Origin of the sequence: Vulcanisaeta sp., assembly GCF_049966235.1 — an archaeon.
Classification (GTDB): Archaea; Thermoproteota; Thermoprotei; order Thermoproteales; family Thermocladiaceae; genus Vulcanisaeta; species Vulcanisaeta moutnovskia.
Genome location: NZ_JBMFVA010000002.1, coordinates 191,674 through 212,509, shown reverse-complemented (window position 1 = coordinate 212,509; position 20,836 = coordinate 191,674). Strand labels below are relative to the sequence as shown.

Genomic DNA, 20,836 nt, shown 5'->3' with positions numbered 1-20,836 from the left:
AACCTTATTATCTGGGATTGCTGCATTAAGGATTGTGTGAATGATGCAATAATAGCCTTAAATCTCAGGAAGAAATTCGTTAGTTATGAGCGTATTGGCTTCATAAGAAGGAGAAAAATCATAGTTGAAGCGCTGAAGGGCGTGTCCTTCAATGTTAAGTGGGGTGAGGTATATGGGTTACTGGGGCCAAATGGAGCGGGTAAGACAACAACAGTCAAGATACTGGCCACCCTATTAATTCCTGATGATGGTTATGCCATGATTAATGGGCATGATGTAGTTAAGGAAGCAAACATTGTTAGGAGCATTATAGGCTTGATTCTTTACCCAGACAAGGGCTTTTACTCAAGACTTAGTGGGTATGAAAACCTCGTCTACTTTGGTAAGCTCTATGGGTTAAGTAAATCCATGGTCGAGACAAGGGCTAGGGAGTTAATGAGACTCGTTGGCCTTGAGAACGCAATGAATAGGCCCTATGAGGAGTACTCACTTGGTATGAGGGCTAGATTGGCCATAGCTAGGGCGTTAATTCATGATCCGCCTGTGTTATTTCTCGATGAGCCAACCATTGGTTTAGACCCAATCTCTGCGAGGGAGGTAAGGGAATTAGTAAGGAAACTAAGAAACGAGGGCAAGGCGATACTCTTCACAAGCCATAACCTTTGGGAGGTGGAGGAGATTTGCGATAGAGTTGGTATAATAAATAATGGGAAAATGATTATTGAAGGATCACCAAGGGATATCAAGGATATGCTTGGATTAAAATACACAATTGAGATCGAGACTCAGATTAATGGACGTGTAGAAATCATACGTGAAGAAACTACGAATCCTATTGATACACTTCGTAAAATAATAAATGAGGCTGAATCAAGGGGCTTAAGAATAGGTAAGGTAAGGATTAATGAACCATCGTTAGAGGAAGCTTTTGTCAGGGTGGTTGAGAATGAAGGTAAGTAGACTAAGTATACTCTATGCAGTAATGATAAATGAGCTGAAGATAATAAGTAGGGAGCCGGGTGGCTTAGCGTTGCTAATAATACTTCCATACTTTGTTGCTGGTGGTATGGCCTTCATAGCCTCGTTTTTCGTGAAGATAACCAGTGGTGTTTTCCTTAGGCAATTTATTGGGTTCGAGGTACTAATGCTATCAATGATAATGATGCAAACAGGGGCTCGATTTCTATGGGAGGAAAAGAGGGGTGGACGGCTTGAGTTTTTGCTTGCAACGCCAACAAGTATGTACATAGTGTTATTTGGTACGTCTATGGTAATGATAATAATGAACATAGGTGCCTTCACAATAGCTTCCTTGCCATTGTTCTATGCAGAGTATGGATTGGTCGGAACCATAAAATTAGCATTGGCGCTGCTCTTATTATTCATTGGGTTATTGCCTCTTTACGGGCTTGGCTTATTAATAGCGGGGCTTGTTATGAAATTGAATGACGCCGATACAGTAATGAACATCTTAACACCAATATTAACAATACTCTCTGGAACTACGTATCCAATATATGTATTGCCATGGTGGATCAAGGAACTTATCTACGTATTACCTATGTATATTACTTTCTACTCTATGTACCTGGAGAGTGCTAGTCATGAAAGTATCACCTTTATTGTATATTTAATAATTGCGACAATAATTTACCTATTACTCGGTGTGACTTCGTATGCCAAGCTTGAAAGAAGCTTTAGGAGCAGGGGTATTTAGGGAACTAGGTGTTGAGGTATGGAGAGGCTTACGTCTGTTGTTCTCTAAGCCATCATCGATAATGATAAATATTGTAACGGCACCATTATGGCTCGCATTCTTCATACTAACCCTCAGGGGGTTTGGAGTGCTTACCTTAGGCATGCAGATTCTTCAATTATTTTTATGGGCGGCATATGCCTTCGCCTTATACTCAAGTTGGTTATGGGGGTTTGGTAATGGAATAATTGAGGAAGGTTATGAAGGGATCCTTGAAAACGTCATGTCCACTGTAAACAACATACTAATTCACGTAATTGGTTGGGGTATTGCATACTCCATATATACATTGCTTGATCTTGTTGCACTCGTGGTTAGCTTCTACATAATATTTGGTTTAATAATTAGTATTAGGGATCCCATACTCCTCATTATATCCATAGTGCTTGCATCTTTACAATTACTCTTTATATCAACCATATATGCAATGCTCGTGATTAAGCTTAGGTCTAATTGGGTTATTACAGACATAATGCAATTCCTAATGCCCGCATTGGGTGGATTAATACCGAGTGAGACGAGTAGGTACGTAACGATGATAAACGAATATTCACCAATAGCTTACCCATTCATACTAATGCGTGAGTCAGCCCTGGGATACTTGGAGTTACCCATACCAATTATTTACCAGATAATTTACTCAATAATCACAGTGACATCTCTATTCATCATAACGGCGATACTCGTAAGGATATTCGATAGGCGTTTAAGGGAGGAGGGTAAGTTAGGTCTTACGTGACCTAGCCCTACTTACTCTGTATACCATCACTATTATCAGTATTATTATTGATAGGAATGCTGCATAAATTATGAATTCATACTTAAGTATGGTGCTTACGAGACTTATCTTACTAATATCACCATTCATTATGGCCTGCACTAATAGGTATCTCGATAATTGAGCCAGTGGGTCGTATTGCCTTGATGATTCTTGATACTCATTAACGATCTTGTTAATTAAGCCCCAATTACCGCTTGTTATTGCGTTACCTATTGTTGAGTTTAGGAATGGTGGATTCCCCAATTCATTAAGTATCTCCTCAGCTTCAAAGTACGTTGGTGGCACAACAAAGACGTTGAGTAAGGACTCATTAGTAACACCAAGATAATTAATACTTAGTATTAGGGTGGTTGATCCTAGGTATTCTGGTGTGAATGTACTTGTTCCATTAATGAGCACCGTAGCTGGCACTTTCGAGTTATTTAGGAAGGTGGCGTATGCCGTTACCGTTTCATTCAGTATTAGTGGTATTCCCTCGTAATAACCAATAATGTTGCCAAGCCACATGTTTAAGTAATCCCAGTAACTAATGGCTTCACTGGTTAATGTATATGATGATGCATTAATGTATAAGGCGCATTCATTATTAAACCCTAGACTTAGTGAGGTATTAGCCATAACCGTGGTTGTTTCATTCAAACAACCTTGAAGCGTAAGGTTCACTGGCAATTCTATCGGAGGATCATCAATTATCGTTATGTTTATTAATTCGGCACGACCAATAATCACTAAAGGTTTCACCTGTACACTTAATCCATTTATCTCCACACTTGCTGCTGTGATGTTGCTCGAAGACCATATACCGAGTTTAACGTTTATTGTGAATATACTTGGTATTGCGGGTTTAACGATTATACTTATTAACGTTGATTCGCCTGGTGGTAAATTAACCGTCATTGATGAGTATAAAGAACCATTTAAGTAAGTGTTTAGTAGCCCTCGGTAAGTAAGTGTTGGTGGCATTGTTACATTTACGACTACATTAAGTGTTTGCGGATAAATGATTATTGCTGGTGATTCAAGACTTATTGTTGGTGTTGGTCTTGAAATTGTTATGTTACCGAAACCAGTATTTATGGTTAATACAGTATAATTCATAGGTAAGGTATACATTACCTGTAATGTTGAGTTGCTTATCTCATGGCCAAGGACCACATACTTATATGGACCATATACACTTAGATTTGCAAACACATATTCATTAGTACCCGTTATATTCCATAAGTAATTAATCACGTTTATTAATGGATACACTATACTAATCCCTGTATTAATTGTAGTATTCGTGATGGAAAGTACGATATAGTACTTTGTATAAGTCATGTTTAATAAACCCCATGTAATGCTCTCGCTATTACATGGCACCAGTACGCTGCCTACATACGTATTATTCACATAAAGTGCACCCTTATAAAATACTGGATAATTAGGGCAGGACTTCGGTGTCATTAATTCAATTGTCGCATTTATTAAGGCCCAGCGTGGCGCTAACACCGTAATCCTTGGTAATAACTTTATCGTTGGGCTTGTTATATTTACTTTAATCACAGTTATTGTGTATGTACTATAATTAACGTAGACTAAACCAGCGAGACCTCTCATCATTGACTGTAATACCCCTATATTATTAACGTAGGTATTAATCACTGTATAGTTATCATTTAAGTAATACGTAGCGTTAGTGATACCTACCTGTACAGGCACTACACTATACCCAAGGGTTATTGCGGTGCTTGGACTGTTATATAGGTAAATGTCGCCTTGACTGCTTGATACCGTAGCGTTTGTGAAGAAGTAAACACTAACTGTTGACGTACCTGGGCCTAGCGTTAATGTTTCATTGGGTGGTTCAAAGTAAATCATTGGTTTATACGTGTTTGTTGGGCTTGGCGGTGATGTAATCATCACATTCGTGATTAACGTCATATTATTTGGATTGTTTACCGAAAATACTAGGTAACCAAGACTATTACTTGTTAAGTATAACGTGGATGATGTTATTAACGACATTGTTGGCTGCGTTAATGTAACGTAGGCAAGTGCTGTTGAGTTTTCATACGTCACATTAATCGCGTAGGTGCCCCAGGTAATTCCCGTAAATGCTATACTTACATAACCATTATTTGCACTTACTGATGTGCCATTAACGTATATTGTGCCTGTGATCGGCGTCGTTCCATACGTGACGTATAACTCCAGCGTTAGTGATTGCTTCATTACGTTGTACGTGCCATTGACTATCCTAGCCATTACGCCTGGGGTATAACCAATCGTTAATGTGGCGGTTTCACTGTTGGTTGTTGGATTGACCACGGCCATGTATAGTGTCGTGTTTGTTATCGAGAATGCGGAATTGAGTTCAATGTTACTAACAACTGAACCACCACTTACCGTGATTTCTATGGTGCCTGTGGCAGGTAGCTGAACCTCGTAATACTGGGCACCGAGACCTTGGAGACTAACGCTAAATGAGTAAGTACTGCCACTCATACTTATTGTTTGGAAGCTTGGGTAGTAGGTTGAACCGCATAAGTCCTGCCCATGAACTATTGAGGTTAAGTATTGAACATAGTAATTATCTAGCCATGAATTAACAACACTATTACTACTGAACACTTTTTGCTCAATCGTAGCCTGTCCAATACCGTTCACGATTAGCCAGTATATGAAGGCTGAGTAATAGTACATGTTTATTATTGGCTTCCCTGAGTAGTCATATGGGTCATACTCATACTGATTATATTGGAAGTAGTCCTGGGCCAACGGGCATTGATTCGTGTAGTAGCTCGCCGTGCCCTCAGCATCAGCCTCTATGTACCACGGGTAATTCTGGGGTATTGTTATGTATTGTATGTATGCCCATTGAGACACATGGACAAGCTCATGATAAGCCGTATGCTCAAGCCATTGACTCGATAAGCCAGCACTTATATTTATATATTCTATACAAGTGCTAGTTATTTGCCCGGTACTTGTATAGGTGTACTTCCACTCAGTTATGCCTGCCTCTGACCCTGAGAGAAAAGGTACTACGTACACTATGTATTGGCTTCCATTACATGGTGGCGCCATTTTCATGCCCAAATTGGTATATAGTGAGTATGCCTGCTCGAGGTAGTTATCTAGGGCTTGGTCATATGATGAACCTGCATTTGCTAAGTCATAAACTAGGAAGTGCGTACTATCCACGGAAGGCGTTAATGCCCTAGCACTAATTGACATGAGAATCAAGGCAATTAACGCAATAAGTAAGAACCTTCCACTTAATGAAACCATGAAACCATTCTTGCGGCTCACATTCATATTTAATAATTACCTTTATATTAAAGTTATTAAAAACTTTCAATTTTGTAATAAAAATAATACTTTTTAAATCGCAGTATAATCACCGAAATTAGTGCATGATGTGAGAGGCAGTATCATGAGAATTACGGATGCATTAAGGAATTCATTCAATGACGTACTGATAACAGGCTCTTACTTAATAAATAAGGTATTTAGTATTAAAACAAGTCCTGAGAGCACGATTAATGAAGCCGAGGCTCTCTCAGGCATGTTTAGAGATGTAGCAGTGTTAATTGATGATATTGGCTTCCTAAACTCCCTAGGCTCCCTAGGTGTTGCTAAGGTTAGGGGCTCGCTTACAGTATTCGTTTATGACATTCATGACGTGAGACCATTCTGTAATTTAATGAACTTGCCATGTCTAGAGCCCTGGGATCAAGAGAGCCTAAGTAAGGCTATTAAGGAGAGCCGAGACTATAGTGAAGCTTTTGAATTGCCGTATGTTGTGAGACTAGGGCCTTGGTTAAGTATAGGTGAGAGTGTTAGTGGCATTGGTGTTAGGCATAGAGAACCTACGTTCAATAAGAATTGGGGTGAGACTATGCGTTGGGGTCTTAATCGATTATTGGATGGTGTCCGTAGAGACATGCCTGAGGAGGTTAGGGTTAGGTCCCGTGATAACATTACTATCATTAATAAAGGCGATGGTGTACTTGTTTCGGGTTCTGCATGGCCGTTCATTAAGGACCATATTGATAGAGTCAGTAATTACTCAATAGTACTGTCATTATACGTAAATCCACTGCCTAAGAATTCAATTAATGCTAAGTATGTGGTTGATCCTGGTGATTACCTAGTGAGAGAATTGAGCGTTAATAAGCTTATGAGCGAAGATATCGATAAGTGGTATAATGATTTAATCAATAATATAATCCGGCAATTCTTTTTTCGAGAACCAGGAGACCCATTAATGATCATTGAATGGCTCTTTTCAAAATATAGGAGGCAGGGTGAGGTACCGATCATTGCAATTGATCCAGCATATGCACATTTAATTGATATTGAGGGATTAACACCGAGCTATGACATGCTTCCCACATTCTTTGAACCAAGAAGTTTTGATCAAATAATCGATATCGTGATAAACCCATTAATGGCAGTTCTAGCATTTCTAAAGTCTGGGTATAACTATGGTAGGCTAATAGCTGTGGCTAATCCATGCACATTGATGAACCAGGAAAAAATTATACGGGAAATCATCGACATTAAGAATGAATACCTCATTATAATTCCGTTGATTAAGGATGAATGTAAGGACGCTATTAATGTTCTTTCCCAGATAGGCGTTAATTACAAGGTCATAAATTATGACCCAAGTACTCCCTTAGCCTCGTTATCAGGTCTTTTAAGCATAATTAATTCACGGGGTATAGTCATTGTAAATATCATAACTAATTCCATGGGTAAATACATGTTTAAGATTGATGATGAGTATTGCGATAACTGTGGTGATTGTTTACGAATTAAATGCCCTGCAATTCAATTAAGTAGGAAGCCAATAATTGATACTAAGATATGTATTGGCTGTGGCATTTGCCAGTTGGTATGTTCGAGAGGTGCTATAGTCAAGACTCCATGAAAAATATTAAATAACGTGTACTTGAATCTACGTAAAATATATATTATATATAGTAATTTTTTCACTATTCTTGATATATAGCAAGTGTACTCTCCCCACCTCATAAGTATTTAAACTCTTCATAATGATTGAAAAATGTATGATGAACATAAAGTCAATAATTAGAAGTATACGAGCATTTCCAATCCAGTTAAGGAAAGATACGATTACTAGCAGTTACTCGGAAAATATTGAGATTAATGCAGCCCAGTATGGTCGAAACACTGAGCATTTAATGATAATACCAACGCCATATGCATTACCAATAATAATGCCCATATACGTAAATGAGAGAGTTGCTAGAGAATTAATTAAGGATCGTTATTACATACTACCGTAACAAAATCATAATGCAAGTCTTTTAAAGCCTGTTACACATTGCTTTCTTGTGATGAGACGACGGTCTCTTGAACTGTGATGATGGGTAAGTAACTGAATTTCCTGCGTTCATAACCTTTAAAAGAAGTCACGTTTATATCCATGAATGAGAAGGGATCATTGTTGCGCAATATAAGAAATAACATTAGGTATTACGTAACAGGTAACGTGGGAATTCTATTACTTACTTGGTTCCTTTATGCAATTGGTAATGCATTAACAATACCTTATTTTTCAATTTACTTAAAGATGCTTGGTGCTAATGCCATAGATATTGGATTAACATATTCCATTTCAATAATTGCTCAGTTAATCACTGTGATACCAGGTGGGTACTTAACGGATACATTGGGCCGCAGATTATCAATAATAATAGGGACCTGGTTAATAACCATAACTTCGTTCCTAATGGTTATTGCACCCAATTGGCAACTGCTCGCAGTCTTTTATGCCATAAACATGGCCGCTGCGTTTTATCAACCCGCACTACTTGCAATCTTGATAGATTCATTACCACGGGATAGGTACGCCAGCGGAATCTTAATCACATCAATACTACCTCAAATACCCTGGTTAGTATTACCACCAATTGGCGGCTTTCTAATCAATAAATATGGATTGCTTGGTATTAGATTTGCGTATTTAATCTCATCAATAATATCGACAACCGTAGCAGTAATTAGGCAATTAGCCATTAAAGAAACCTTAAACAATAAATTAAGCAAAGCATCCCTTAGGGAGTTCCTGCATTCCTATTATCTTTTAAGGAATATTATTAATTTACCTAGTGACTTGTTGATCACTTATATCTCAGCCTTAATAATAGCAATTGCGGTGATGCCCGTTAATACATTACTATCTATATACGTTGTTTATAAACTAGGACTAAGTACGGTTTATTGGGGTTACTTAGTATCGATTTCATACGCAGCATACATAATAATAGGCATTTTCTTAATGTTTTATGTCGATAAGTATAGAAATAAGTTGCTTATTTCAGGGATTATAATAAATACGGTGGGTAGCGCAATAGGATTACTTGAAAATGCATACTCAACCATAGGATACCTACTCCTACTTCAGATCGGTACTCAGTTAGCCATGACAGCAATACAGAGCAAGTTGGGTAGCAGTATTAGTATTGATAGGAGGGGTTACGGAATGAGCATTTTAATAGTGTTTCAATTGGTTGGACAAACAATCGGTAGTTATGTAACAGGTGAATTGTATAAAGTAAGTACAGGGTCCATATTCTTAATACCGCTTATTCTCTCACTTAGTTTGATAATGATGATTAGCCTGTATAGGATGAAACTTAATAGGTAGTGATTGTATTACGATTTTAATGAATCATTAGTATTTAATTATAGATTTAACGAAAAAATTATTTTCCCAGTAATTATCATTATTCTACATGATTACCATCAGAGCACCAGGTAAGGTAATATTGTATGGAGAACATGCGGTTGTTTATGGCGAGCCAGCCCTGGCAATGGCTATAAATAAGTACTTATACGTAACTGCAAGGGCTAGAGATGATAATAAGATAAACATAAATGCAAGGGATCTAAGATTGGCAGGTATTTCAGTAACAATTAGTGAGGGTGGCGACGTTGTTGCTAAGACAGATTATGGGGCTGTTATTTCCGCATTAAGTTATGTTAAGAGAGCCATTGAATTAGCCATGGAGTACTTAGATAAGAAAGTGGGTATTGACTTAGAAATACGGTCAGAAATGCCCGTAGGCGCTGGTTTAGGCACATCAGCTGCTGTGGCTGTTGCAACAATATTGGCATACGCTAAAGAACTAGGTTATGATATTGATAAACGTGAATTATCGCGATTGGCTTGGCAAGTCGAAAAAGATGTCCAGGGTTCCGCAAGCCCCACAGACACCACCATGGCCACCTTTGGCGGAATCATGTACATAAAACCCGAGGGTAATAATACGGTGATGGAGCCCGTAAAACCTGGGGCTAATGTTCCATTAATTATTGGTTATGTACCAAGAATTAGTACTACCAAGGATTTGGTTGCTATGGTTAGGAGAAAGTATGAGATTATGAGAAACATTATTGAGCCTATAATAAAATCGATAGGCTTAATCACCAAGAAGGGCAGGGAAGCCCTGGAGATGGGTGATCTAGAATTAATGGGCACTTTAATGAATATTAATCACGGGTTATTAGATGCCCTGGGTGTATCGACTAGGCAATTGAACGATATGGTCTACGCAGCGAGACATGCAGGAGCCCTTGGCTCTAAATTAACTGGTGCAGGTGGTGGTGGATGCATGATTGCCTTATCTGATAGGATCGAGGTTGAGAAGGCTATAGAGCTTACCGGCGGCTCCGTGTTAAGGGCTGGTTTAGATACTAATGGCGCCACGATTATTAGTAATGATTAATCACACGTCTCAAGAGCAAAAGTGTTTATTAAGGGTACTTAGTATCGATTACTTAGCGATAAGTGGAATGCAGGTAAGCACTATTTACATACCTGATACATCAGTGTTTTTGGATGGTAGTTTAAAGGAGGCAATATTAAGGGGCAATATTAGGGGTAGGTTACTAATACATACCGAAGTCATTAGAAGGTTTGAGAATGAAGCTAGAGCTGGAGGTGCATTGGGATGGTTAGGTATTAGGGAATTGAATTATATAATGGATTCAATAAATAAACTTGGCCTTGAGGATGTAAGGGTAGAGTATGTATCAATATTCCCTAAGTCGATTTCAAGGCCGGATCAGCATTCTGTTGATGAAATCGTTAGAGAATTAGCTAGAGAATTAGGTGCAATTTTAGTAACTAGTGATGAGATGAACTTTGAGATCTCGCGAGCAATGGGCATTGAGACGTTGTTCATAGGTCAGCATAAGGATAGACTAGAGATAGAGAGGTTCTTCGATAATGATACTATGTCTGTGCATCTAAAGGAGGGTTCAATACCCTATGCCAAGAAGGGTAGGCCGGGAAATTGGCAATTAGTGCCTCTTGGTAATGAACCACTCGGTAGGGAGTACCTTGAGAGAGTAGTTAGGGAGTTGATATCAGCATCGTTAATGGCCGATAGTAATACTAGGGTTGAGATTAGGAGGGAGAATTCATTAATAATACAACATGGTGAGTATAGGATTGTCATTGCGCTACCCCCTGTATCTGACGGCATTGAGATAACTGCCGTAAAACCATTAATTAAGAGAAAACTTGAGGAATACGCACTTCATCCAAGGGTTCTTGACAGGTTGAGCAAACAAGCCGAGGGAATATTAATAGCCGGTCCACCTGGCGCAGGTAAGACAACCTTCGCTCAAGCATTAGCTGAGTATTACATGAGCCTTGGTAAGGTAGTTAAGACAGTTGAATCCCCAAGAGACATGATACTGCCTAATGAGATAACGCAAATATCAAAAACCTATGCCTCATCTGAGGAAGTTCATGATTTATTATTACTATCTAGGCCTGATTTCACAATATTTGATGAAATGAGGGATACGGCTGACTTTCAATTATACATAGACCTTAGACTCGCCGGTGTCGGTATGGTTGGTGTTGTACATGCAACAAGTCCCATTGATGCCATACAGAGGTTCATAGGTAGGACTGAGCTTGGCATGCTTCCATCGATAATAGACACGGTATTGTTTATGAAGGATGGTGAGGTTCAGAAGGTCTATAGCCTTGAACTCACCGTTAAGGTTCCTGAGGGTATGAGCGAGGAAGATTTAGCAAGACCTGTGGTTATTGTTAAGGACTTCATAAATGATGTTGTCGAGTATGAGATCTATGTATTTGGTGAGGAGATTTTTGTAACACCAATTACTAAGTCACGTAGAGTAGGCCAGGCAGTTGGTGATAAGAGATTGATTAGTAGAATTGTTAGGGTTTTGAGGAAGTACGTACCTCCTGAGGAAATATCAATAATTAAGGGCGATGATGGTTCAGTGATTATCCAAGTTCCCGATGCATACATAGGCGCTGTTATTTCTAAGGGTCTACCTAAGCTTGAGAATATTAGGAGAAAGTTCAATGTTCAACTTAAGGTAAGACCAAAAGAACAGTAATGAAACGCAACATATATAAGCACTTTTATAACTATTGACAGGTAATATGAATTCAATAAGGAAGTCAGTGACCACTGAATCGGATGCTTATTCGAATTATAATAATTATAATTACTATGGAAATTATCAAACAGGTAATTACTATAATGATACAATGACCTATTACCAATATCCATACAATACGCAGACAATGCAGTATCCACAGGATCAATATCCATATTACTACTATTATTATGAGGATAAGGCATTAACAGGTATTAATTATTTAGATGCGTATATACTTGGTGGCGGGCTTAAAAGGGGCGAGGTTTATCTAATCGCTGGTGAGGCAGGTACAGGAAAAACAATATTCAGCCTGACATTCCTGAGGACGGGTGCTGATCTTGGTGAAGTTGGCATGTACGTAACGGTAGATGAACCATCAGAGGATGTTAAGAAGGGTGTTCGTGATGCCCTTGGTTGGGACCTTGACTCTTATGAAAGAGGAGGCAAGTTGATAGTGGCGGACTTCAGGACCTATTTTAGAATTTATGCACGTGATGAGAAGATAACCCTTGATCCGAGGGATTTGGCTAAGATGATTATCGAGCAGGTTAAGAAGTATGATGTTAAGAGACTCGTTATCGATCCAATAGCACCATTGATAATAATGAGCCATCAAGATGTCATTTGGATAAGGGAGTACCTTAGGGAACTCGTTTTCCAGCTTAAGAGGATGAAGGACGTGACCACAATAATGACGTCAGAGATACCTACTGGTGAGGAAAATAAGCTTAGTAGATTTGGCGTCGAGGAGTACTTAGCGAGTGGTGTAATAATGCTGTCTCTCAGAGAGATATCGATGGCTAACAGTGACTTTGGGTGTTTAGCGAGGATTATGTTCATTAGGAAGATGAGATGGATGCCCATTAGGCCAATAAAGTTAATATATGAAATAGGGCCTGGTGGTATTTACGTAATAGGCCCCTTAAATGATGAAAATACACTTAATTATTACAAGGGTTATTACTGCGGACAGCAATATTCACAGGGCTATTATTACTATCCACAGCAGCAATATTATACGTCCCAGTACTACGAGACGCAACAATACCCGCAATAAATTATTTATAGGGATTAAGAAGGGACTAAACTGCAGTGGCGCCAAATCCATTGGTTGAGGCATTCACGAACCTGGTTAATAGGATTAGGGGATTGAACTACATAGATGAAGCAACACTGAAGGAGATATTAAGGGAGATACAGAGGATATTATTGAGGGCTGACGTTAGTGCTGATGTCGTTTCCTCAATAACGAAAACCATTGAGGAAAGATTTAGACAAGAGAAGCCTCCACAAGGTATTACATCCAAGGAATTCTTACTATACCTTCTTTACCAAGAATTAGTTAAGGCCTTGGGTGGTGAGGAAGTACCGAGTGTTAACATTAGTAAGAGACCATATAAGTTAATGCTAATTGGCATTGAGGGTAGTGGTAAAACCACAACAGCGGCTAAACTCGCCAGGTTCTATATCAAGAGAAATCTGAAGGTTGGTCTCATTGAAACTGACACCTATAGACCTGGCGCGTACTACCAACTTAAGCAGTTAGCTGAGAAGGTTAATGCGTTGTTTTATGGAGAGGAGGATTCGAAGGATCCTATAGCCATACTTAGGCATGGTCTTGAGTACATGCAACGAAATAAGGTTGATTTAATAATAATTGATACTGCAGGTAGGCATAGGAATGAAGAGGAATTGCTGAAGGAGGCTAAGGCAATTTATGATGAGGCTAAGCCTGATGAGGTAATGCTCGTGATCGATGCAACAATTGGTAGGCAGGCTGCTGCTCAAACCGAGGCGTTCATGAAGTATGTGCCAATACATAGCGTATTTTTGACGAAGATGGATAGTACAGCAAAGGCTGGTGGTGCATTAACATCAGTAATAAGAAGTGGCGCGAGGATTAAGTTCATCGGTATCGGTGAGGATATTGATGAGGTAGAGATCTTCGATGCTAATAAATTCGTTTCAAGACTACTAGGCATGGGCGATCTTGAAGCATTGATTGAGAAGGTAAGGGCTATTGAGGAGGAGGATAAAATAATGGAGGAGATTGAGGAGGGTAAGATAAATCTACTAACCATTAAGAAGCAGATTGATTCCATAATGAAGCTAGGCCCTCTAAGTAAGATAATGGAGTTACTACCAGCAAGTATGCTACCAATGCAGTATAGGACCGTTATGCTTGATGAGGAGAAGGTAAGCAATGCCCAGGAGATGCTTAGGAGATGGAGACACATACTTGATTCAATGACTAAGGAGGAATTATTAAACCCAGAAATAATTAATGCCTCTAGAATACGTAGAATAGCCAAGGGCGCTGGTGTAACCTCCAAGGACGTTAAGGAATTACTGAATTATTACCAATTAATGAGGAAGATGGTTAACCAAATAAAGAAGTCACGTAGAAGACTAGGCAGATTAACCAGTGAGTAAGTTATAATTGAATTAATGGGATGTACAATTCCCTTTCAGTTAAGCCACCATGTTGTCCTCTGAAAGTTAATAACTCCTCATTATCAGGCCTATACAGGTAAATAAAGGCTGAACCGCTATTTGGTATGAAAATCACGTCACCAATCCTATCAGCAATATCACTTGAGACCTCACCAAATAAGCCCATACTCATTGCCTCATCCTTACTGAGAAAATGCCCATTTATATTATACTTATTAAGTAACGTTATTAATTCATTAGTATTTGATCCATCATTTAGCCTTAAGTAAATAGCCCTTGCATCGCCATAAGGTGGTGTATCTAACAACTTCATTAGGCCCTGTATATCATTAGCCTTAATATTGTTCTTAATTTCATCATGACCGTGATCTGCGGTTATTAAGACCGTGAAATTAACCATGTACTTCTTAGCCATTTTAATTACTGAATCAACCGTCTCCCTAATTACAGCACCACATTCCTCAGAGTTAGGGCCATACTTATGTGATGCAGAATCTACGGTAGTTATATAGATATGCACGAAACTCGTTTCGTATTCATTAAGGAATTTAGATGCGTTTATTATTGCGTCGTATGGTGTCACGTACTCCACAATTTCAGCACCAGTGTAGGTGATTCTTGATAAGCCACCAGATAAACCCTTAGGTACGTAAACCCTACTCCTTATACCCATATTACTCAATTCCTCAAATATTGTCGATTTCACTGGAAAGAACTTTTTCAAGTCATAACCCATCTTATGAAGACCATCCCTCTCACCAATTATTGGACCCATAGATAACGTGTTAATTATAGCACCAAGCTCCTTAACATATAAGTTAGGGCCTAAGACACCGTGTTGCCCTGGGCTTAGACCAGTGAATAATGTTGTTAATACCGTGGATGTTGTTGTGGGAAATACCGTGGTTATTCTATATAGCCTACTCACAGGTAATGAATCACCCATGGTGATTACTAAATCCTGGTAACTAAGCCCATCGATTAGTATTAGGACTACGTGGTTGTTAAGATCAAGGTCAAGCCTTAACTTAGGGCCTCTAGGCACCGCGCCGAAGTGTGACAATAACGTATTTGCCAAGTTTTGAATACTAAGACCTGCGTAATTAGGTACTGCAAACTCATCCATCAATCCTAATAATATAATTTATTTTTTAACAATTCCCATGAGATAATAGCTCAAATACTAACCTTGATCCTATACCTAGTCCTGCCCCTAACCACCGTTAATTCAAACGCCCTATTACCCTCAATGAATTTCCTGGCTAAATGTACCTTTAGCTGAATAATGCTTGATAATTCCTCGTCGTCTATTGCCGTAATTACATCACCCTGCCTAATACCAGCATCATCAGCCGGTGAGCCAGGTAAAACACCAACCACAAGCACGCCCTTTTCCGTGGGTATCCTGAAGTACTTCGCCATGGGCTTACTCAAATCAATACCATATATACCTAACCTAGGTCTAACAACCCTACCAAACCTTAGTATTTCATCGATAGTTAACTTAACCAGGTTTATAGGTACGGCAAATCCTATTCCCTGGGCACCGGCTATTATTGCGGTGTTCATACCGACAACCTCACCATCAAGATCAAGTAAAGGACCTCCAGAGTTTCCTGGATTAATTGCGGCATCCGTCTGTATTAAACCCTCAAGTACACCCACAGGAGTTCTTATGCTTCTACTAATTGCTGAGATTACGCCTAAGGTTACCGTGGGTTCTCCAAGCAAGCCAAGCGGATAGCCAATGGCAATCACCATTTGCCCTACCTTAAGCTTATCAGAATCACCAAGTTTAACGGACTTAATTGATTTAGCACCCTCAACCCTTATTAATGCCGCATCAAACTCGGGATCTCTACCTAATAATTCGCCCTCGTATTCATCACCCTCTGGTGTAACTATGATTAATTCCGCAGCGTCCTGCACGACATGATTTGCCGTGACCACATGCTTGTCATCAATGAAGAAGCCCGTACCAAGCCCCCTAACCGGTGCTGCGTTTAACCATTCATCAACCATTAACCTTGTCGTTATTATACTGACAACTGACGATTTCATCTCATTAACGATATCTATAATCCTCGATTCTATATCCTTACTCACAAGTACTTTGCGCCCTTAATATATTAAGTATTATGGTAATGAAAAATATGATTTATTTATCCCCTCTTTGAGGATGCTATGGGAAAATGCGTAAAATATGTGCATTATGCGGTAGGGAGACTGACACATTAATTGAGGGATTATGCCCAGACTGCTATAGAAGGACTCATCCATTGGCAAGTGTAAAGAGGGAGATTGTTGGTATCGTGAGATGCCCAAGTTGTGGTGCAATCCTTTATAAGGGAAGGTGGGTGAGGGATCCGAAGATTATTGAGAAACTGATACTAGAGTCCATAGAGTATCAAGGTAAGGTCACAAGCGTTTCTATTGAAAGCCTTGGATTAAGGCATGGATTAAACAATGCCACGGTTAAGATTAGGGGCTCTGTTCATGAACTTATTAATGACTATGATGAGTATGTACAGGTTAAGATTAGGTATAGTGAGGAATTATGTCCAAGGTGTAGAGATATGATTAATGAGAAGGAGAAGGCCATTATTCAGGTCAGGAGTGTAATCCCCATGGATGGACAATTAAAGAGGATAATTATTGATATTGTGAGGAAAGAAACTATTAAGGATGAAAGAAGTGGCTTCTTAAAGATTGAGGATGCGTGGGAAGGACTTGATATTAAGCTCTCAGATCAGGGTCTTGCAAGATCCATAGCCTATAAAATACATAAAACAATACCAAGCAGGGTAATTGAGAGCCAAAGTGTGGTTAGAGGTCGTGGAGATAAGGTAATCACGAAATTAAGCATTAGTGTGGTCTTGGTTCCTTTAAACCGTGGTTCAATAATCATGTACTCAAATAAGCCTTACTATGTTCTCGCCTACTCACAGAATACTATTAAGTTAATGGAATTAGCTAGTAAAGAGATCGTGAATATTAAATTAAATGATATTATTAAGAGCGAGATCTCGATACCGAACTATGAAACCAAGTGCATTGAGAACAAAAACTCAAAGAATTTAGAGATCACTATTGATAATGATAAGTACGTACTTAGTGGCATGTGTTAATTACAAAGGTTGGGTTTATAAAGACATGAAATTAATTATCGTAAATGCCCAAAGAGAATCAACAAGGAAGTAAGGTTCGCCTACCGGAGGAGGGTGAAATGCTTGCTAAGGTAATAGAACTTGTCGGTGATGATAGGGCAAAGGCCGTTTGCCAAGATGGTAAGATTAGACTCGTGAGAATACCAGGTAAGTATAGAAAGAAGATGTGGCTTCGAATTGGTGATTACATCCTGGTTGCACCATGGGACTTTGAACCGAATAGGGCCGACTTAATCTATAAGTATGAAAAGGGCGAGGTCAATGAGTTAAGACAAAGTGGTTATGCCGATATTTTAAACCAATTAGACGAACTAGCGGGTTAATTTATTTTAAACCAAGCCTCTTAATGAGCTCCTTAGCTATATCCTCGGGACTCCCTTCAATGAATTGGCGTAAACGTTCACGAGGCCTTAACTCCCTTAGCTCCGTCACGGCAGTTAATGAACCCTTAAAGCCAACCTCATCCTCAGTAAGGCTTAGGTCCTTAATACCCCATACTGTTGTCTTGAACTGGCTCTGGGCCCACTGCAACCTCTCAAAATCTGGAAATCTAGGTGTATTTACACCGAGTTCTACTGATATTACGGTAGGCATCTTAACCTTAACAGTCTCGTATCCTCCCTTAATAGTCCTCTTAACAATTATTGAATCTTCGGTTACATCAATGACCTGAGAAACATATGTAACTGCTGGAATACCCAACCACTCAGCTATGCCAGGAGGTACTTGCCCCGTTGAACCATCCTCACTCTCCTCACCAGTAATAATAACCGAATAATCACCTATCTTTTTAATAGCGGCCGCAAGGACTCTAGAGGTTACAAAGGCGTCGGAGCCACCCAATGCTTTATCACTTATTAATACCGCGTCATCGGCGCCCATGGCTATGCCCATCTTAAGGAATTGATCCCAGAATTGCGGACCCATGGACAGTATGATCACCCTGCCTCCGAACTTCTCCTTTAATTGTAGGGCTAGCTCCAGGGCATTCTTATCTGCTGGATTTATCTCATTAGTCGCCTTTGATCTGTCGACAGTCTTAGTGACTGGATCAAACCTTATCTCCTCGGGCTTTGGCGTTACCTTCATTGTAACTATTATGTTCCTGAGAGAGACCATCACTTACCACCCCTCAACTCCTTTATCAATGCCTTAAGCAAATCGAATAAGTCAGCCACAATACAGTAATCACAGTTCTCAAATATTGGTGCCTCCCTATCGGTATTAACCGCAACTATTGTGCCGCAATCCCTGATACCATAGATAAAGTGCGGAGCACCACTTGCACCAAATACGAATACTGTCTTAGCTCTTAACGAAATACCTGTAGTACCTATTTGATAATCCCTAGGTATTATACCCATGTCTGCAAGTGGTCTCGTTACACCAACAGCAGCACCAATTAGGTTTGCGAATTCCCTAATTAACTCTAGATCACCACCAGTTCCAAGCCCAGCCACAACAACCTTATCGGCTCTTGATAGGTCTGGCATTGGCGATGTTTTCTTTTCCACAAGCTCTATTCTGCGACTCTTCAATACATCCTCAATAACTGCTTCCTCGATTATGGTAGCCTCCTTGTCACTTAATCTGGCTTCATAGGTTCCTGGACTTACAGTGGCCATCTCAGGTTTACCACCTGTACAAACCACAGTAGCGACTATATTACCGCCAAAACCAGGTACTGCAGTGATCAACTTCCTATCCTTCTCATCAATATCGACCATGATTACATGGGCACTTAAACAAGCCCTAAACCTAACGGCCAGTCTACCCGCGAGATCCCTCGAGTTCCTAGTAGCTGGTAATAACAAGTATCTAGGCCTGTACTTATTAACTAAGTAAGTCATGACCTCAGTATAGGCATCACTATTGTAATGCCTTAAGTCAGGGTGATCAACAATGATGAGCTTATCGGCACCATACCTAGAGGATTCCTTGGCCATGTCCCTTAATTCATGGCCTAATAATACGCCGAGAACATCCTCATTAAATCTTCTACCCAGTTCACCTGCTCTCGTCAAAACCTCAAGTGAAGCCCTCTCCAGCTCACCGTTGTCCTGCTCAATAAATACGAATATTCCTCTCCACTCGCTCATGTTAATCACCCATAATACTGTCTAGGAACTCAACTAGATCCATAACCTTCATGTTAGTTTTCACGACCTTATTCGCATCCTCAAGCATCCTAAAGCAATAGGTGCATGCTGTAAGCACGATGGATGCACCAGTATCGATGGCCTCCTTCAACCTGCGCTTCGATAAATCAGTGGATACTCTAGTCTCAAGGGCTATACCCCCACCACCAGCACCGCAGCAAAGGGATTTCTCCCTTGAGTGAGCCATTTCAACAAGCCTAACACCAGGTACTGATGTGATTACTCTCCTGGGTTCCTCAATAATTCTCTGATGCTTAGATAAGTAACACGGATCATGATAAGTTACGGTAATGTCTGCCTTCTTATCAATCTTTAACTTACCACTACGTATAAGTTCATCAAGCAATTCAACGTAATGAACAACCTTAACACCCTTAAGATACTTCTTAAGTGAGTACTCACAGTGTGGTGATAATGTCACTATTACTGGAGCCTTAACACTACTCATTATTGAGTCCCTCAACTTTGCTGTGTACTCCTCGTAGAATACTTTGTTACCTGTATGCTCAATAATGTCGCCACAGCAAGATAAACCAGTGTACATGCCTACCTTGAGGCCGGCCTTGGTCAATACCCTAATCAAGGCCTTAATGTGCTTCTGAACTCTTGGATCTCCAATTGATAAACAGCATGGATAAATAACCACATCTGGGTTTTCATTATTAATTAGACCACTAAATTGAGCTAAGAATCTTCTTTTATCAGTGACTGTGTAACCCCAGGGATTCTGGTTCTCATAAATCTTCCAAAGTATCTCATTAATCTTTGTTGGAAATACCTTGGACTTCATCGCCATTGTTCTAATTACCTCCACAAGATTCACAATTTCAACGTTGTTAGGGCATAGGGTTTGGCAGGTGCCACAGGTTACGCAGTCCCAAATGACCTTAAAGTCCTTTGGATCAACAATACCAAGCTGAGCCTTCTTAACAATTAATCTAATGTTATATGACTCATCAGTTATTGGGCAGTAAGTACTACATGTACCACATTGGTAACAAAGACTCAGTGTGGGTACTACCTTAAGGAGCTCCTCCCTAAGACCAAAGTTAACGGTTACTGGCATGCT

Annotated in this window: 18 protein-coding genes; 12 read left to right on the top strand and 6 right to left on the bottom strand. The window is 39.7% G+C overall.

The features are described from left to right. Positions 1-36 precede the first annotated feature (36 nt). Genes ACP5L5_RS02800 through ACP5L5_RS02790 form a run of 3 tightly spaced genes read left to right on the top strand, consistent with a single transcriptional unit; the run spans position 37 to position 2,495 of the window. Positions 37-960, top strand: coding sequence for an ABC transporter ATP-binding protein (locus ACP5L5_RS02800; RefSeq protein WP_013603991.1), 924 nt, complete (start codon positions 37-39; stop codon positions 958-960). Further along, on the top strand, positions 947-1,717 hold the full coding sequence (locus ACP5L5_RS02795) for an ABC transporter permease (RefSeq protein ID WP_428761457.1): 771 nt from the start codon (positions 947-949) through the stop codon (positions 1,715-1,717). The genes ACP5L5_RS02800 and ACP5L5_RS02795 overlap by 14 nt, the downstream gene beginning before the upstream one ends. Further along, positions 1,677-2,495 (top strand): hypothetical protein, encoded by an 819-nt coding sequence (locus ACP5L5_RS02790; protein ID WP_428761455.1) that lies wholly within the window; start codon positions 1,677-1,679, stop codon positions 2,493-2,495. Before ACP5L5_RS02795 ends, ACP5L5_RS02790 begins: the two co-directional genes overlap by 41 nt. On the opposite strand, the gene ACP5L5_RS02785 is transcribed toward ACP5L5_RS02790, so the two are convergent. Further along, on the bottom strand, positions 2,481-5,834 hold the full coding sequence (locus tag ACP5L5_RS02785) for a hypothetical protein (RefSeq protein ID WP_428761453.1): 3,354 nt from the start codon (positions 5,832-5,834) through the stop codon (positions 2,481-2,483). The genes ACP5L5_RS02790 and ACP5L5_RS02785 overlap by 15 nt on opposite strands. Before the next feature lie 100 nt (positions 5,835-5,934). On the opposite strand from ACP5L5_RS02785, the gene ACP5L5_RS02780 reads away from it, so the two are divergent. From ACP5L5_RS02780 to ACP5L5_RS02750, 7 genes are all read left to right on the top strand, one after another. Then, a complete protein-coding gene (locus ACP5L5_RS02780) occupies positions 5,935-7,461 on the top strand; it encodes an ATP-binding protein (RefSeq protein WP_428761451.1) in 1,527 nt (508 codons plus the stop codon). 139 nt (positions 7,462-7,600) lie between these two features. Further along, positions 7,601-7,840 (top strand): hypothetical protein, encoded by a 240-nt coding sequence (locus ACP5L5_RS02775; protein WP_013603996.1) that lies wholly within the window; start codon positions 7,601-7,603, stop codon positions 7,838-7,840. Between the two features lie 140 nt (positions 7,841-7,980). After that, on the top strand, positions 7,981-9,204 hold the full coding sequence (locus tag ACP5L5_RS02770; protein WP_428761449.1) for an MFS transporter: 1,224 nt from the start codon (positions 7,981-7,983) through the stop codon (positions 9,202-9,204). An 88-nt stretch (positions 9,205-9,292) separates the two neighbouring features. Further along, the gene (gene mvk, locus ACP5L5_RS02765) at positions 9,293-10,285 is read left to right on the top strand and encodes a mevalonate kinase (protein ID WP_428761447.1); all 993 of its coding nucleotides are present in this window, start codon (positions 9,293-9,295) and stop codon (positions 10,283-10,285) included. 67 nt (positions 10,286-10,352) lie between these two features. After that, complete coding sequence (locus tag ACP5L5_RS02760; protein ID WP_428761445.1) at positions 10,353-11,942, top strand: ATPase, T2SS/T4P/T4SS family; 1,590 nt, start codon at positions 10,353-10,355, stop codon at positions 11,940-11,942. A gap of 46 nt (positions 11,943-11,988) precedes the next feature. Beyond that, positions 11,989-13,044 (top strand): ATPase domain-containing protein, encoded by a 1,056-nt coding sequence (locus ACP5L5_RS02755; RefSeq protein ID WP_013604000.1) that lies wholly within the window; start codon positions 11,989-11,991, stop codon positions 13,042-13,044. Between the two features lie 35 nt (positions 13,045-13,079). After that, the gene (locus tag ACP5L5_RS02750) at positions 13,080-14,420 is read left to right on the top strand and encodes a signal recognition particle protein Srp54 (protein ID WP_013604001.1); all 1,341 of its coding nucleotides are present in this window, start codon (positions 13,080-13,082) and stop codon (positions 14,418-14,420) included. A gap of 1 nt (position 14,421) precedes the next feature. On the opposite strand, the gene ACP5L5_RS02745 is transcribed toward ACP5L5_RS02750, so the two are convergent. Together ACP5L5_RS02745 and ACP5L5_RS02740 are read right to left on the bottom strand one after the other, a co-directional pair. Further along, positions 14,422-15,567 (bottom strand): alkaline phosphatase family protein, encoded by a 1,146-nt coding sequence (locus tag ACP5L5_RS02745; protein ID WP_428761442.1) that lies wholly within the window; start codon positions 15,565-15,567, stop codon positions 14,422-14,424. A 50-nt stretch (positions 15,568-15,617) separates the two neighbouring features. Then, entirely contained in the window at positions 15,618-16,547 is a 930-nt protein-coding gene (locus ACP5L5_RS02740; RefSeq protein WP_013604003.1) for a S1C family serine protease, read from the bottom strand. Positions 16,548-16,633: 86 nt separating this feature from the next. On the opposite strand from ACP5L5_RS02740, the gene ACP5L5_RS02735 reads away from it, so the two are divergent. Both ACP5L5_RS02735 and ACP5L5_RS02730 read left to right on the top strand, forming a co-directional pair. Then, positions 16,634-17,569 carry a 60S ribosomal export protein NMD3 gene (locus ACP5L5_RS02735; RefSeq protein ID WP_428761440.1) on the top strand — a complete coding sequence of 312 codons (936 nt, stop codon included), beginning with the start codon at positions 16,634-16,636 and terminating at the stop codon, positions 17,567-17,569. A gap of 44 nt (positions 17,570-17,613) precedes the next feature. Beyond that, on the top strand, positions 17,614-17,931 hold the full coding sequence (locus tag ACP5L5_RS02730; RefSeq protein ID WP_013604005.1) for a translation initiation factor aIF-1A: 318 nt from the start codon (positions 17,614-17,616) through the stop codon (positions 17,929-17,931). 1 nt (position 17,932) lies between these two features. Here the strand turns inward: ACP5L5_RS02730 and ACP5L5_RS02725 are convergent, their stop codons facing one another. The 3 genes from ACP5L5_RS02725 to ACP5L5_RS02715 are packed head-to-tail and all read right to left on the bottom strand — an operon-like array spanning position 17,933 to position 20,833. Continuing rightward, positions 17,933-18,727 (bottom strand): electron transfer flavoprotein subunit beta/FixA family protein, encoded by a 795-nt coding sequence (locus tag ACP5L5_RS02725; protein ID WP_428761438.1) that lies wholly within the window; start codon positions 18,725-18,727, stop codon positions 17,933-17,935. Further along, positions 18,727-19,707 (bottom strand): electron transfer flavoprotein subunit alpha/FixB family protein, encoded by a 981-nt coding sequence (locus tag ACP5L5_RS02720; protein ID WP_428761436.1) that lies wholly within the window; start codon positions 19,705-19,707, stop codon positions 18,727-18,729. Before ACP5L5_RS02720 ends, ACP5L5_RS02725 begins: the two co-directional genes overlap by 1 nt. 1 nt (position 19,708) lies before the next feature. Continuing rightward, on the bottom strand, positions 19,709-20,833 hold the full coding sequence (locus ACP5L5_RS02715) for a (Fe-S)-binding protein (protein ID WP_428761434.1): 1,125 nt from the start codon (positions 20,831-20,833) through the stop codon (positions 19,709-19,711). Between the last annotated feature and the right edge of the window lie 3 nt (positions 20,834-20,836).

Excerpts from the sequence above, each read along its gene's own strand:
- ACP5L5_RS02795 (WP_428761457.1), top strand. The coding sequence starts at position 947 with ATGAAGGTAAGTAGACTAAGTATACTCTATGCAGTAATGATAAATGAG.
- ACP5L5_RS02790 (WP_428761455.1), top strand. The coding sequence starts at position 1,677 with ATGCCAAGCTTGAAAGAAGCTTTAGGAGCAGGGGTATTTAGGGAACTA.
- ACP5L5_RS02775 (WP_013603996.1), top strand. The coding sequence starts at position 7,601 with ATGATGAACATAAAGTCAATAATTAGAAGTATACGAGCATTTCCAATC.
- ACP5L5_RS02770 (WP_428761449.1), top strand. The coding sequence starts at position 7,981 with ATGAATGAGAAGGGATCATTGTTGCGCAATATAAGAAATAACATTAGG.
- mvk (WP_428761447.1), top strand. The coding sequence starts at position 9,293 with ATGATTACCATCAGAGCACCAGGTAAGGTAATATTGTATGGAGAACAT.
- ACP5L5_RS02760 (WP_428761445.1), top strand. The coding sequence starts at position 10,353 with ATGCAGGTAAGCACTATTTACATACCTGATACATCAGTGTTTTTGGAT.
- ACP5L5_RS02755 (WP_013604000.1), top strand. The coding sequence starts at position 11,989 with ATGAATTCAATAAGGAAGTCAGTGACCACTGAATCGGATGCTTATTCG.
- ACP5L5_RS02745 (WP_428761442.1), bottom strand. The coding sequence starts at position 15,567 with ATGGATGAGTTTGCAGTACCTAATTACGCAGGTCTTAGTATTCAAAAC.
- ACP5L5_RS02735 (WP_428761440.1), top strand. The coding sequence starts at position 16,634 with ATGCGTAAAATATGTGCATTATGCGGTAGGGAGACTGACACATTAATT.
- ACP5L5_RS02730 (WP_013604005.1), top strand. The coding sequence starts at position 17,614 with ATGCCCAAAGAGAATCAACAAGGAAGTAAGGTTCGCCTACCGGAGGAG.
- ACP5L5_RS02725 (WP_428761438.1), bottom strand. The coding sequence starts at position 18,727 with ATGGTCTCTCTCAGGAACATAATAGTTACAATGAAGGTAACGCCAAAG.
- ACP5L5_RS02720 (WP_428761436.1), bottom strand. The coding sequence starts at position 19,707 with ATGAGCGAGTGGAGAGGAATATTCGTATTTATTGAGCAGGACAACGGT.
- ACP5L5_RS02715 (WP_428761434.1), bottom strand. The coding sequence starts at position 20,833 with ATGCCAGTAACCGTTAACTTTGGTCTTAGGGAGGAGCTCCTTAAGGTA.